Source organism: Proteus sp. fly-1008, from assembly GCF_040140305.1.
Classification (GTDB): Bacteria; Pseudomonadota; Gammaproteobacteria; order Enterobacterales; family Enterobacteriaceae; genus Proteus; species Proteus vulgaris_B.
Map to the genome: position 1 here is coordinate 95323 of NZ_JBEEWH010000009.1, position 14321 is coordinate 109643.

The 14321-nt window shown below is 38.3% G+C and carries 9 protein-coding genes and 1 pseudogene; all 10 read right to left on the minus strand.

The annotated features are described in order from the left end of the window. Nucleotides 1-3: 3 nt before the first annotated feature. The 10 genes and pseudogenes from ABN256_RS14655 to nudF all read right to left on the minus strand — a co-directional run bounded on the left by ABN256_RS14655 (nucleotide 4) and on the right by nudF (nucleotide 14108). Nucleotides 4-549, minus strand: a complete 546-nt coding sequence (locus ABN256_RS14655) for a hypothetical protein (protein ID WP_349439640.1) — start codon at nucleotides 547-549, stop codon at nucleotides 4-6. 107 nt (nucleotides 550-656) lie between these two features. After that, nucleotides 657-3881, minus strand: coding sequence for an autotransporter Pta (gene pta, locus ABN256_RS14660; RefSeq protein ID WP_349439641.1), 3225 nt, complete (start codon nucleotides 3879-3881; stop codon nucleotides 657-659). A 457-nt stretch (nucleotides 3882-4338) separates the two neighbouring features. Further along, nucleotides 4339-5760: a cell division protein FtsP gene (ftsP, locus tag ABN256_RS14665; protein WP_115350153.1), complete on the minus strand. Its 1422-nt coding sequence runs from the start codon at nucleotides 5758-5760 to the stop codon at nucleotides 4339-4341. 244 nt (nucleotides 5761-6004) lie between these two features. Continuing rightward, on the minus strand, nucleotides 6005-6754 hold the full coding sequence (locus tag ABN256_RS14670) for a 1-acylglycerol-3-phosphate O-acyltransferase (RefSeq protein WP_072070052.1): 750 nt from the start codon (nucleotides 6752-6754) through the stop codon (nucleotides 6005-6007). Between the two features lie 64 nt (nucleotides 6755-6818). Next, the gene (locus ABN256_RS19250) at nucleotides 6819-7544 is read right to left on the minus strand and encodes a DNA gyrase C-terminal beta-propeller domain-containing protein (RefSeq protein WP_431311724.1); all 726 of its coding nucleotides are present in this window, start codon (nucleotides 7542-7544) and stop codon (nucleotides 6819-6821) included. Nucleotides 7545-7649: 105 nt separating this feature from the next. Continuing rightward, nucleotides 7650-9776: pseudogene (parC, locus tag ABN256_RS14675) on the minus strand (DNA topoisomerase IV subunit A); the annotation flags it as partial. Between the two features lie 32 nt (nucleotides 9777-9808). Then, nucleotides 9809-11704 (minus strand): DNA topoisomerase IV subunit B, encoded by a 1896-nt coding sequence (parE, locus tag ABN256_RS14680; RefSeq protein WP_196554730.1) that lies wholly within the window; start codon nucleotides 11702-11704, stop codon nucleotides 9809-9811. A 123-nt stretch (nucleotides 11705-11827) separates the two neighbouring features. Beyond that, nucleotides 11828-12403, minus strand: a complete 576-nt coding sequence (yqiA, locus tag ABN256_RS14685) for an esterase YqiA (protein ID WP_196554731.1) — start codon at nucleotides 12401-12403, stop codon at nucleotides 11828-11830. 3 nt (nucleotides 12404-12406) lie between these two features. Continuing rightward, nucleotides 12407-13246: a 3',5'-cyclic-AMP phosphodiesterase gene (gene cpdA / locus ABN256_RS14690; protein ID WP_349439642.1), complete on the minus strand. Its 840-nt coding sequence runs from the start codon at nucleotides 13244-13246 to the stop codon at nucleotides 12407-12409. Between the two features lie 226 nt (nucleotides 13247-13472). Next, nucleotides 13473-14108: an ADP-ribose diphosphatase gene (nudF, locus tag ABN256_RS14695; RefSeq protein ID WP_196554732.1), complete on the minus strand. Its 636-nt coding sequence runs from the start codon at nucleotides 14106-14108 to the stop codon at nucleotides 13473-13475. Nucleotides 14109-14321 lie beyond the last annotated feature (213 nt).

Genomic DNA, 14321 nt, shown 5'->3' on the forward strand with positions numbered 1-14321 from the left:
ATCTCACATACTAGAACATTCTGAACTATGCCTACTCAATTGTTCAAATTTTTCTTTTTGATAATGATTAATCAAATCTAAAGAGATGCTAAGTATAGCAATGAAATCTCCTTTTGTTTTAGATTTATCATAAAGATAGGTTTGTATTATTTTTTTAGCATTATCATGAGAATCATTTTTTATTGCCGTATTTAAACTTAAAAATAAAGAATCTAATACTTCTCTTTTAATACTAATAAAGTCAGAATTTATTAATTTGCAATTCTTAAACTCTATTTTTTCATCACCACAAAAAAGAGTGGATAAATTATTCAACTTAGCATGCTGACTTTTATCTAACAAAAAAACCAAACTCGTCTTTAAATTAAATATTTTTTTTATAAAAAAAGATAATTTAGATGAAAAATTTTCATTTCTCTCAACCACATAAAAATGACTAAAAACGTTTAATATACTATTAATTTCATTTTTTATTTTGTATTTTTCTTTTTTGTTTATATTAAAATCGTCTACTTGATTAATTTTAAATTTAGTCTCGTTTATATGCATAATAACTCCTTATTTCATAGCAATACATTCCTTTATTTATCTGTATATTCATACAAAAAAAGGCCCTTATCACTAAAGACCTTTTATAGAAAACAACCTAAATATAATTAGAAATTAATTTTTAGGGTTGCATTAATGCCACTTGAGCTTACATCACTATTATATTGGCCTTGGTAAGAAAGCCCGAAAGTGGTTGATTTGCTTAATTGCGCATCAACACCGAAACCAACACCAAACAGATTATCCAGTTTGCCACCGCGCAATGTTGCATCACCAGAATTTGATAAGAATAGACGTGATTCAGGACGGTTATCGCCAAATAAATGACTTGCAGAAATATCGCCTTTTAATGCCATATTAATGCTGCCAGCCATAAATGGATATCCACCACGTAAACCGATAGTACCGACTTGAATATCTTGTGAATCAGTCTTGGTGGTAAATTTCATATTACCGACATTTTCATTGATATCATCGGTTGATACACGCAACCAACTAAATCCTGCATATGGCTCAATAGAGTACTGATTAGTATTAAATTGAGTATAAGCACCTTCTAAGAAAATTTGAGTAATTTTTGCATCATAACTGGTTGAGTTATAACCTGCATTTTTTCCTACCCAAAGTGTTCTTTTGGCATCTCTATCTTGGTTAGTATGTGTGAAACCATAGTTTAATGAAGCCACATCATATAAATTAGACACGCCATAAGCACCAATATGGATATCGTTACTGTCTATTTTACCGTGCTCATTACCTTTATATTTGGTTGAGCCGGCACCAAAGAAGAGACCAGCTTTGGTATTTTCAGTCACATCAATTTCTGCGCCTAATAAGCCGACATAGAAATCAACATCCATATTGCTATGACCATAATCAGCATTACCCCATTGGCCAATGCCTGTCATCCAAATACGTGCGTTACTGTTATCCAATGTAGCATAACGACCTTGACCAATACCCATGGCTTGATCTTTCACTGTACGAGTTAACCCTAACACATTTACCACACTCGCACTGTTGGCATTTAAATACATATCACTACCTAATGATCCGTAGGTCTTATTCAGATCCCTTTCATTCATAGGAAGTACAGCATTAAATAAATCACCACTACCTGTATTATCTAAAGCATTGGCAATAGAACGACCATTTTCATTATTAGCAAAAGTCGCTAAAGACGTATTTTCCTTTTTACTTAATGTGCCTGTAATGGTGTTGTCTTTTACAGAAACATTTTTATTAAATAATGCGTAATCACTATCTGGGTTGTTATTCGCTAACATTTTAGTTTTAGTACGATTATCAACTAAATTTTCTGCATTAACAGTACCTGTTGCAACGGTATTATTAAGGTAAATATCTTTTAATTGACCTTCACTATCAGCACCAATATCTAAACTTGCCCCTTTATTTAAGGACATATCGCCGACATTAACATCATGCCCAACAGTCACTAAATACGTGCCTTTATCGTTGATATTAATATTGGCTTTGTGGTTTTCGTTTGATGCTAATTGGCCTTGTTGAGTGAAAGTATCATTATAGCGATCAATAACACCTAATTTGCCACCATTAACATTAACTGCTTCTGTACCAAATGATTCAGTAAAGCCATATAAAGTACCTTGCTCGACTGTTGTACCACCACGATAAGTATTATCGCCCGTCATCACTAAGGTACCTTCACCTTTCTTAACTAAAGCGCCGTCATATAAACCAGCATCAATTTTAGCTTGAATAGCATCAGCTCGTTTTTGGTAATACTCTTTACGCCATTTTTCAGCATCTTCTTTACTAACAATATGAGACGTTGGATCTGGATTACCATCGTTGATAACAAAATCAGTCCCTAGATTGTAATCACCACCAGCTGCAATGCCTTTATCTGTATATTCCTTCAACCATGCGAGATCTTCTTGTTCACGTAAATCTAACGCAGTTTGTGAAATATCATTTGTCCAAACATCAAGTGGGGTCATGCTTAAGTTGTATTCAAATTTACCTAAGAATTGACCCGGACCATACATCCCTTTATCTAAATCCGGAGTACCCCAACCATAGCGCACGTCAGGCGTTCCTTCTGCTGCAGTCCAGCTATCATATAAAGAACCATCTGGATTATGATGGTTAGCCGTTGTAAACATCACATCACGTATTTGCATCGCATTCATTGACTCGTAACGTGACATCAATACACCCATGGCACCCGTAACGTGAGGAGCTGCCATTGATGTACCACTAAAAGTATCCCAACCTGCATTCCCTTCTTCATCAACAACTGACGAATAAATGTAACGACCTGGTGCAACAACTGTCCACCATTTCGCATTACCCGCTTCATTGAAGATTTTTTCTAATTCATAACCCGACTTGTCCGCATTCTGTTTCAGGCCTGCAACCGCAATCCAATGTTTTTCTGCTTCAGGATTAAAGTAAGGATAAAGAGGGCGATAATAAGGCTGAGCAAAGTCACGGTTACCGGTTGTAAATACTTGTACAACGTTAGTGCCTTTTACTGCGTCATAAGCCGCATCAACAAAGGAAGGTTTATCACCATAGACTTTTTTAAAGTAGAAATATTCATATTCAGTTTGCGCAGTGGTATCTACAGGCATGTGTACGGTTGTATTACCGCCATCAGGTCCTTTAGTTGGAACCGTATTAACAATTCGAGGGTTTGTTCCCCAACTATTATTAATAACTTGAGCTCCAGCATCGACCATGGCTTTCCAGCCAGTGTAGAAATAAGTGTAATCTTGATAAGGACCGTAGTTATTGCTATCTGTCGCGCCAGTATTTCCTAAATAAACATCAGCTCCCCACGCTACACCATGCATACCATTACCATCACGGCTTGCGCCTACGGTACCTGTAACATGTGTTCCGTGTGTATCATTCACACCTTTGATCCAACCTCCATCAACATCAAAGGCCTGGCCTTTTTCATAATGTCCCCCCATTTCCTGAGGATAACGCATGCCAGTTGAACCATATTGGCCTTTGGCTTTCACAGCATGAAACCGTGCATCATTCAATTCTGGATGTGACAATAATGCACCAGAGTCCATTACACCGATTTTGGCACCTTGCCCATGGAAACCAAGTGCATAAGCACTAGAGGCATTCATGGCCGCCAAGCCCCAATCTTTTTGATATTCTTGGCTTTCCCAACTTTTTGTATCACCTAATTGTCCAGCTTCTGAATATGCAACGGAATATCCAGAAAAAAGTAACGCGGATGCAACAAGGGAGAGTTGAAATATATTTTTATTTATTCTATTTTTTTTATTCATTTTGTGATGGTGACTTAAAGCTATTTCTTTGTTCATTCTGTACCTTCAGTTATATTTAAATTAATAACATTTATTAAGGATCAAAAATAAAAGACGCAAAGATTCTCTTGTTTCTAGAGAAATAATTACTTGAAGAGTATCTCAAAAATATGATTTCATGCCATAAAAATAGATAGATTGACTAGGCAATCACAAATTAACAGATAGATTAAACACATTTAGATCGCAACACATTATATTACAAAAAGTTAAAACTAACTTTAATCAACATTGATTCCATTAATATCAATATTTAAATCAATTTAATAAAGAGAATGTAGATAAAAAAACAATCACACTAAATTAATTAACAAATTAAACATAAGAATATTATTCTCTATTTAACTTTAGTCGAAAAAATATAATCTGCATTATTTAGATATAAAAAAAACAGTATTTTTGTTTTAAAAATACTGTTTTTCTTTTAATTTAATTTAGTGTTATTGCTAAACTATTATTCTGCAGGCATGATTTCCATTTGTCCTACCATTCCTTTATCCGCATTTTCTAGTAACTGGCTGTAATACAGGAAAGGAAAGTGAGTATAAGAAGGCTGCTTTAACTCTACTAGTAACTCACTCTGGCTTTCGATCCAAACCGTATCTTTCCAACCAAAATCCGCAGGTGAAGGTTTTTGCCCATTATGATTAATTACTTTAAAGCGAGCACCTTCAATATGGAATGATTGAGGTGTTGGTACAGTGACAAGCCAACGTTCCCAGCCATTTTGTTTACCCACCAAATCAATTCTTGAAAGCTCCCAACGAGCATTATTGATACCTGGGGGACTGTTATGAAGTTGAATGGTTCTAGGCTGAATCGAGGTCGTAATTTGTGTGTCATCTAGTGCTAATTGTTGAGGCGCTTTATCAGTAACTAATGACATTAATCCTGTCGGTTTAATCGTCAATATATTGGCATTACGTAATAAGTCAGAAGGCTCAAAAATACCACGAAGTCTGTCCATAAATCCGGCACTTTGCCCCGCTGTAATGATGACATCTCCCCCTTCAGACATATCAACGAGTATTTCACGTCTTTCGCCTGGTGCCATTGGCACTGATTTCAATTCAACGGGAGAAGTTAATAAACCTTGATCTGAGGCGATAAGGTAAAGCGATCGACCATCATTTGCAGTTAATTCATAACGGCGAGCATTAGATGCATTAACTAAACGTAAACGGATCCAACCTCTAGAAACTTCGATATAAGGATCTTCACGCCCATTTACGAGTAACGTATCACCATAAAAACCGTCACTTGCAGCTTCTTTGTCGTATTGCGGTGTACCAAAATTATCAATTCGTTTATCTTGAATTATTAGCGGAAAATCATTTACACCATACTCTTTGGGTAAAGGTAGAGATCGGCTCTCTTCATCTTCCACAATCCACATTCCCACCAGCCCGTTATAAACATGAGACGCCATTTTAAAAGGAGTATTAGCGTGATACCAACACGTTGCCGCTTTTTGGCGAATGGGTAATACTGGCGACCAATAAGCGCCTGGCGACATTAATCTGGCGGCACCCCCGACTTGTGTGCCCGGAACTAATAGACCACTTACCGTCATGGATACAGCTTCACTAAGACGGTTACTATAAATAAGTTTTATATCATCGCCACTTCTAACTTTAATTGTTGGTCCTGGAGTTGAGCCATTAATGCCCCAAACCTGCGCTTTTTGCGCACCATTAAACGCCCAATGCACGTTTTGCAACGTCAAAAAGAGAGGCTGACCATGGCGAGATTCGAGCAATGGCGGTATTGGTAATTGTTTATCATTGACTGATTCAGCACGAACAGAAGAAGATATTGAGCCCAGACATACCGCTAAGCCTGAAGCCTGAATAAACTGGCGACGACTAAATGACATACTTTCTCCGCAACAAAATACAAATATTCCTACCGCATAATCAAAAATATTGGACAGGAAAAAAGCTGCTGTGATTTAAAGACAAAAGGACTTAAATGAAATTACGGGAGCATAATAGCGCGGATGTGACATAAATCCTAAAAATAGTTGATAATCTAGTATGTTTTCATAAATTAAAAATGATATAAGCCTGAAAATCAGGCTTATATCTGCTATCTGCACAATCAAAGGAATTAAATAAGTATTAATTTAATTTACCGGGAAAATCACGATTATTCATCTCTTCAACTTCTTTATCTAACTCTTCAATTTTCGCTTTCATAATTTGGCGACAATCTTCAGCTAATTCCCGAACTTGATCTTTGGTGTATTTTGAAACATCAATCGGAGGCAACATTTCAACAATCACGTAGCCATTATTCCAGCGATTGAGTTTAATTTTACCTTGGGTTGTCGACACACAAACCGGAATAATAGGTACACCAGCTTGAATTGCAGCATGAAACGCCCCTGTTTTAAATGGTAATAGCCCACGTCCACGACTACGCGTTCCTTCAGGAAACATCCACACTGAAATTTTCTTCGATTTAATTTGATCGGCAACTTGTGAAATTGTGCCATGAGCTTTAGAGCGATTCGCTCTATCAATCAAAATATTACCCGTGATCCAATATAATTGGCCAAAAAAAGGAATAAAAATTAAGCTTTTTTTGCCCACAGTCACTGTATTAGGTTGTACTGCATTCGACATTGTTACCATATCAAAATTATTTTGATGGTTTCCAATATAAATACTTGGGCCATAGCTTTTTGCATCTTTTGGAAAACGTTCAACAAGCTTAATCCCAAAAATACGAGATAACTTGCCAAATGCTCGTCCATAAGTCATTACATGTTTGGGATTTCTTGGTGAAAACATGCAATAAATTATTCCAAACGTCACCACAATAATGGTGTAAAGAATGACAATAATGCCTCGAATAATGGCTAACATAAGTTTTAGCGTCCTAAATAGAAGTGGGTCAATAGACCCACTAAATATCAATTAAGTATTAAATTTAATTTGTTTCAATATCAATATGATCGATAACTTGAGCACCGCGAGGTAATGAGGTTCCTCGGCGTCCACGTTTTGCTTTAAAGCTAACTAACTCATTCATCGACATTGTCAGTTTACGCTTGCCAAAATGCAGTGTTACTGAAGCATTTTCTGGTAGTACACGTAACCAAGCGACATTATCCTCACCACTTGCAGCTTGTGAAGCAGGAATAGAAACCATCTGGTTTCCTTTTCCTTTTACCATCGTTGGCAATTCTGCTGCTTCAAAGATCAGCATTCTACCGCCTTTAGTAATGATCATGATGAGATCAGTCAGCTCATTATTCAAACGTTGCGGCGGTAAAGGTAATGCATTTTCAGGTAATGTTAGTAATGATTTTCCTGCTTTATTTTTAGAAGTTAAATCATCGACTTGGCAGATAAAACCATAACCAGCATCAGATGCCATTAAGATCTTATCGGTGCTTTCGCCCATAACAATATGGCGTAACTGCGCACCTTTCTGAATTTTTAATCGTTCAGTCAGCGCGTCGCCTTTACTACGGCCTGAAGGCAAGGCATCAACATCAACAGTATAGCTTTGACCTGTGGTATCTATTAAGTGTACAGGCTGATTGCTCATTCCTTCAATAGCAGCGAAATAATCATCACCTGCTTTAAAGCCAACAGATTGAGCATCTATATTATGGCCTTTCTGGCAACGAATGAGTCCTTTTTCGGACATAATGACCGTAACAGCTTCAGGATGTAGATGTTTTAATGGAATAGGTTCATCACCTGCATTGCCACTAAAATAGCTAATCTCTTCGGCTTTCAGTACTTCATGTTGACCATCTACAGTAAAGATTAATGCTTCATTTTTAGGTGCGAATAGCATTTGTTCAATTACATCACCTTGCTCTTTGCCTAACGCAACTAAGCGCGTTCCACGCCCTTTTTTATTCATTTCATTCAGTTGTTCTGCTGAAATGGCTAAAATACGTGTTTTATCCGTGATGATAATAAACCAATATTGATCATTCTTTTTCTGTGGATCAACTAAGAAAGGCTCAAGTAACTCGGTTCCTTCTGAAACTGTCAGTAACCCTTTACCCGTTTTATTTTTTGTTTCCATCTCATCGTAAGAGAGGACAGAACCATAACCTTCTTTTGTTGCCAGCAAATATTCTTGCCCTGTACTGCCAGCTAACATGTATTTCACACTAGCCTCAGGTGGGAAAGTTAATTTTCCTGTTAATGGTTCACCCTGGCTTCGCCCAGAAGGCATATCATTCGGACTTAGAGTGTAGCTTCGGCCTGTAGAATCAAGGAACAGAACAGGCTGATTGCTCATCCCACGGACCGCACTGTGATAACTATCCCCAGCACGATAACTCATACCGCTAGGATCAATATCATGTCCTTTTGCATTACGTACCCAGCCCATTTCAGACAGCACAATAGTCACAGGCTCTGATGGCAACATATCTTGTTCATTAACCACTTTCGCTTCTTCTTGAGGGCGAATAGGAGAACGCCTGTCATCACCAAATTCTTTCGCGTCTGCTTCAATCTCTTTTTTCAATAACGTATTTAAACGACGTGGTGAACTTAATAATTTCTCAATACTGTCACGTTCTTTTTCAAGCTCGTCACTTTCACCTTTTAGTTTTATCTCTTCAAGTTTGGCTAAATGACGTAAACGTAACTCTAAAATAGCTTCAGCTTGAATATCAGATAACTCAAAGCGACGCATTAATTCTGCTTTTGGCTCATCTTCATGACGAATAATCTCAATCACTTCATCAATATTAAGATAAGCAATTAATAAACCTTTGAGAATTTCTAAGCGACGTAACACTTTTTCTAAGCGATGATTTAGACGATTTGTGACTGTTTGGCGACGATACACCAGCCATTCATTTAAAATCGTCAGTAATCCTTTTACTGCTGGGCGGTTATCTAACCCAATCATATTCAGGTTAACGCGATAACTTTTCTCTAAATCAGTATTCACAAACAAGTAGTACATCACTTGCTCTAAATCAACACGATTACTACGAGGAACAATCACAAGTCTAGTTGGATTTTCGTGATCAGATTCATCACGCAAATCTTCAACTAAAGGCAGTTTTTTGGCTCGCATCAAGGCTGCAATTTGCTCAAGTACCTTGGCGCCAGAAACTTGATGAGGTAACGCTGTGATAACCGCGCATCCCTCTTCTTTATGCCAAACAGCTCGCATTCTGACCGAACCGCGACCCGTTTTATAGATTTTTTTAATATCGTCTTGAGCCGTAATAATTTCAGCTTCAGTCGGATAATCAGGACCTTGAACATATTGCATTACGTCAGATAATCCCGCATCAGGATTATCTAAAAGCATCACTAAAGCTTGTCCAATTTCACGTGCATTATGCGGTGGAATATCCGTTGCCATCCCAACAGCAATACCTGTTGTGCCATTAAGCACGATATTAGGTAAGCGTGCAGGCAACATTTTCGGCTCTTGCATTGTGCCGTCAAAATTAGGGATCCAATCTACCGTACCATGCCCTAATTCACTCAATAAAGTTTGTGAATATTTTGAAAGGCGTGATTCGGTATAACGCATTGCAGCGAAAGATTTCGGATCATCCGGTGCCCCCCAGTTACCTTGTCCGTCAATTAACGGATAACGATAAGAGAAAGGCTGAGCCATTAGTACCATTGCTTCATAACATGCAATATCACCATGAGGGTGATATTTACCTAACACGTCACCAACAGTACGAGCTGATTTTTTAAATTTGGCGCTATTGCTTAAGCCTAGCTCTGACATCGCATAAACAATACGACGTTGCACAGGTTTTAGCCCATCTCCAATAAAAGGTAATGCACGATCCATAATGACGTACATGGAATAGTTGAGATAGGCATTCTCTGTAAATAAGTGGAGCGGTTGACGCTCTACACCATCATGAGTCAATTCACTCATTCGATATTTTCCTCAGACTCTTGTGGTATCCATTACACTTCGATGTCAACTTCATCGCCTTTTTCTTGTAACCAATTTCGGCGATCTTCAGAGCGTTTTTTCGCTAACAACATATCCATCATGCCTAGAGTTTCTTGATAATTTTCTTCATCAATTACCAATTGCACTAAACGGCGCGTATTAGGATCAAGCGTGGTCTCACGCAATTGAAGCGGGTTCATCTCCCCCAACCCTTTAAAGCGCTGTACGTTAGGCTTTCCTTTTTTACGACTTAAACGTTGTAAAATGGCATTTTTTTCTGATTCATCAAGGGCATAATGGACTTCTTTACCTAAATCAATACGGTAAAGCGGTGGCATTGCCATATAAACGTGCCCTTGCTTAACAAGAGCAGGGAAATGACGCACAAATAACGCGCATAATAAAGTTGCAATATGTAAGCCATCAGAGTCCGCATCCGCAAGAATACAAACTTTACCGTAACGTAATTGGCTTAAATCATCACTATCAGGGTCCATTCCAATTGCCACAGAGATATCATGTACCTCTTGTGAAGCAAGCACTTCATCAGAAGAGACTTCCCATGTATTTAGAATTTTACCGCGCAGTGGCATAATCGCTTGATATTCACGATCACGCGCTTGTTTCGCCGAGCCTCCCGCAGAGTCCCCTTCAACTAAAAACAGTTCGGTATATCGTAAATCTTGAGAAGTACAATCAGCCAATTTTCCAGGTAGTGCAGGCCCAGAAGTGAGTTTTTTTCTCACTACTTTTTTTGCGGCTCGCATACGACGCTGAGCACTACTAATAGCCATCTCAGCGAGTAATTCACCAACTTGAACATTCTGATTTAACCATAAGCTAAAGGCATTTTTTACAGCACTTGCAACAAACGCACTGGTTTGTCTTGAAGAGAGTCGCTCTTTGGTTTGCCCTGCAAATTGAGGATCTTGCATTTTGACTGATAATACATAAGCGCAACGCTCCCATGTATCGTCAGCAGTTAATTTAATGCCTCGTGGGAGTAAATTACGGAATTCACAAAATTCACGCATTGCATCTAACACCCCCTGGCGTAAACCATTAACGTGTGTCCCCCCCTGAACAGTCGGGATTAAGTTAACATAACTTTCAGTGAGTAAATCGCCACCTTCGGGTAGCCATAACATAGACCATTCAACGGCCTCATTATCCCCTTCAAATTTTCCAGTGAAAGGCTCTTCAGGAAGGCGAATAAATTCAGCAACAGCTTCACTTAAATAATCGGTTAAACCATCAGCGTAGCACCAGTTTTCTTGTGTTTTATTCACTTTATCAACAAAAGAGACATTAACACCGGGACACAATACAGCTTTGGCTTTTAATACGTGAGATAAGCTTTTGGAGGAAAAGCGAGGAACATCAAAATAAGAGCCATCAGGCCAAAAATGCACACTTGTTCCAGTATCTCGCTTTGCACAAGTTCCAATTTCGTGCAACTCTTCGACTTTATCACCATTTTCAAAGGCAATTTGATAAATCTTACCATCACGACGAACTGTCACTTCAATACGCTTAGAAAGTGCGTTAACAACCGAGATCCCTACACCATGTAACCCACCGGAAAATTGATAGTTTTTATTAGAGAATTTTCCTCCGGCATGAAGGTGAGCAAGAATTAACTCGATAGCAGAGACTTTAAGTTCAGGATGAATATCGACAGGCATTCCTCGCCCATTGTCGATAACTTCGATAGATTGGTCTTCATATAAAATGACATCGACCTTCGATGCGTGTCCCGCAAGCGCCTCGTCCACGCTATTATCTATCACTTCCTGTGCCAAATGGTTCGGTCTAGTCGTATCAGTGTACATGCCAGGACGACGACGTACTGGTTCTAGACCATTAAGAACCTCAATATCCTTTGCGTTATAACTTGATTGAGTCATTGTTTTAATCTGCGGTTCGCTGTTAGAAAATGCTGTTTATAATAACAGGTGTTTGCGGCAATATGATATTAATTTTCGGGTAGATGCATCAACCTACGTTTTACAGGTTAATTAACCGAAAGGCTAAATTATCTTTAAAAATTGAATAATTTTTGGAAAAAAACGTTCAAAACCCACAAATGCGTGATTTCCATCCGATTCTACGGTTTGCCTACACGCGCCAAGATATGAGACAGCTTGACGATAATCAAGTATTTCATCTCCAGTTTGTTGAAGCAACCAAATAAGTTCGGGTGATGTAATTACAGGAATACGCAAGGCAAGTAACTCATCCATATGGTGAGGTTCTAATCTATATTTTTGATGTGTATAGGGATTTTCGTTTTCTCCCAAGAAATTCTGCAAAAGATCAAAAGGACGAATAGCGGGATTAACAACAACAGCAGATAAATTAAAACGCTGAGATAACCAGATCGATAAATAACCACCTAATGATGAACCGATCAACCCTAACTTATCCTGTGCATTTTCTTTCACTAATGTTTCAATTAGCTGAGCTGCTTCTTTTGGGTAAGGTGGCAATTGAGGCACTATTAATTCAATTTCAGGATGCGTTGCTTCTAACCATTGGCGAAAAGCTTGGGCTTTTGCTGATTTGGGTGAGCTATTAAAACCATGTAAATAGAGAATACGAGACATCGATTAATAGCCATCCGCATCAAGATCAGGACAGAATTCAGTGCCTGATAAACGATATACCTGTGTTTCAACTTTACCTTTTTCATCCGATGAAAGAGACATTTCTAAATAGCGCCAACCTGGAGAAACCGTATCTAAGGTAAAATTCGTGCAATGAGGGCGAAACTGAATACAAGTCGAAGGCGTTGCCAACATACGAATGCAATTCCACATTTCATCCATTTCTTGATGAATATGACCACAAAGCATCATTTTTACCTGAGTATGGCCTTTTAAGCGTTCAGCTAATTCTTGAGAATTTCTTAAACTATGTTGATCTAACCATGTGCATCCTGAAGGCATAGGATGATGATGTAACAAAATGATCGTATCTCTATGTTTTTGACTTTCAAGACAACGTGTTAGCCAATCTAGCTGACAATCTGATAACTCACCATGAGGAACACCTTGAATTTGGCTATCTAATAACAACATTTGCCAACTATCACCAATCAACACTTGTTTTGCCGACAAAATACCCGCCTGATTTAAAGCATCAATCATCGCAGGTTGATAGTCATGATTACCCGGCAACCAAACACAAGGGGGTGTTAGCGTTGCAATGCCATCAGCGAAATGCTGATAAGCTTCAAAGGTTTGATCTTGAACTAAGTCACCTGTCGCAACAATCAAGTCCACCTCAAGCCCCTGCTCTCTAATCGCATTTAATACCGCATGGTAGCTACGATAGGTATTAATACCCAGCAGAGTATCCTCCACATTAGCGAAGAGGTGGGTGTCTGTGATTTGTAATATTCTTACGGTGTTTTTGTGTTTCACCGATAATTCAAGCTGGCTTTCCAAAAGGTTTCCTTGTTTCACTCTCATTAGCCGTTATGTTAACGTATTTTCGTAGTAAAGATCTGCCAACCAATACACATTTCAAAAGATTAGTGAGAAATATTCTCGCTTTCAGTCACGTTTTTTTCACTTCATTTTACAATTTAATTCATTTGATATCGTACACTTAGAGATAGTTACTCTACTTGATAATATCGTTAAAAACACCCTTTAACCGTTTATTCATGTATTAAATTACTAACCAACGCTCTCTTAGTGCAATATGATGAAGTTGTAACCATTGCAGAGCAATAACAGAGGCTGCATTATCAATAATGCCTTCTTCAACCCAACGATAGGCTTGTTCTCGGCTCACTACATGAACACGAATATCTTCGTTCTCACACGCTAACCCATGAATACCTTTTGCCGTTGTTGCATCAACTTCGCCAACATAGACATGCATTCTTTCACTGGTGCCACCAGGACTAGAAAGGTAACTAATAATTGGCTCACATCGCCCAACAATAACGCCCGCTTCTTCTTGGGCTTCACGTCTAACAACGTCTTCTGGGCTTTCGCCTTGTTCAACCATGCCGGCAATCACTTCTAGTAACCAAGGTGTTTCACTAGTTTCATACGCGGGAATACGAATTTGCTCAATTAATACGACTTCATCACGTTTAGGATCATAAGCTAACAAAACACCCGCATTGCCTCGCTCAAATACTTCACGTTTGACTTCTTCACTCCATCCGCCTTCAAAAAGGCGATGTTTAAAGCGGTACTCGGTCATACGGAAAAAGCCTTTATATAAATCTCTTTGATTGAGCAATTTCACGTCTTCACGACCGTATAAAAATGGTATACTTTCCCTTTTCTTCATACAATGTTCCTTAAGTTACATTTAAGAGTCTTTTTATTGCTTACGTTTAATACAGATTTAAAGAAATTTGCCAACAATTCATGTAAAGTTAATCTAAAATAAAAGGATATGGCACAAATGGCTACCCCTACTTAGGGAAACAATCTGCTAGAATTATCCCCAATCAAGATTAACAGAGGCAACTCAGCGAAACTGTTGCAACAAGGAATTAAA

What these genes read in the sequence shown, in the direction of transcription:
- pta (WP_349439641.1), bottom strand. Translation starts at nt 3,881, where the DNA reads ATGAACAAAGAAATAGCTTTAAGTCACCATCACAAAATGAATAAAAAA.
- ABN256_RS19250 (WP_431311724.1), bottom strand. Translation starts at nt 7,544, where the DNA reads ATGTCCGAAAAAGGACTCATTCGTTGCCAGAAAGGCCATAATATAGAT.
- ABN256_RS14655 (WP_349439640.1), bottom strand. Translation starts at nt 549, where the DNA reads ATGCATATAAACGAGACTAAATTTAAAATTAATCAAGTAGACGATTTT.
- yqiA (WP_196554731.1), bottom strand. Translation starts at nt 12,403, where the DNA reads ATGTCTCGTATTCTCTATTTACATGGTTTTAATAGCTCACCCAAATCA.
- ABN256_RS14670 (WP_072070052.1), bottom strand. Translation starts at nt 6,754, where the DNA reads ATGTTAGCCATTATTCGAGGCATTATTGTCATTCTTTACACCATTATT.
- parE (WP_196554730.1), bottom strand. Translation starts at nt 11,704, where the DNA reads ATGACTCAATCAAGTTATAACGCAAAGGATATTGAGGTTCTTAATGGT.
- nudF (WP_196554732.1), bottom strand. Translation starts at nt 14,108, where the DNA reads ATGAAGAAAAGGGAAAGTATACCATTTTTATACGGTCGTGAAGACGTG.
- ftsP (WP_115350153.1), bottom strand. Translation starts at nt 5,760, where the DNA reads ATGTCATTTAGTCGTCGCCAGTTTATTCAGGCTTCAGGCTTAGCGGTA.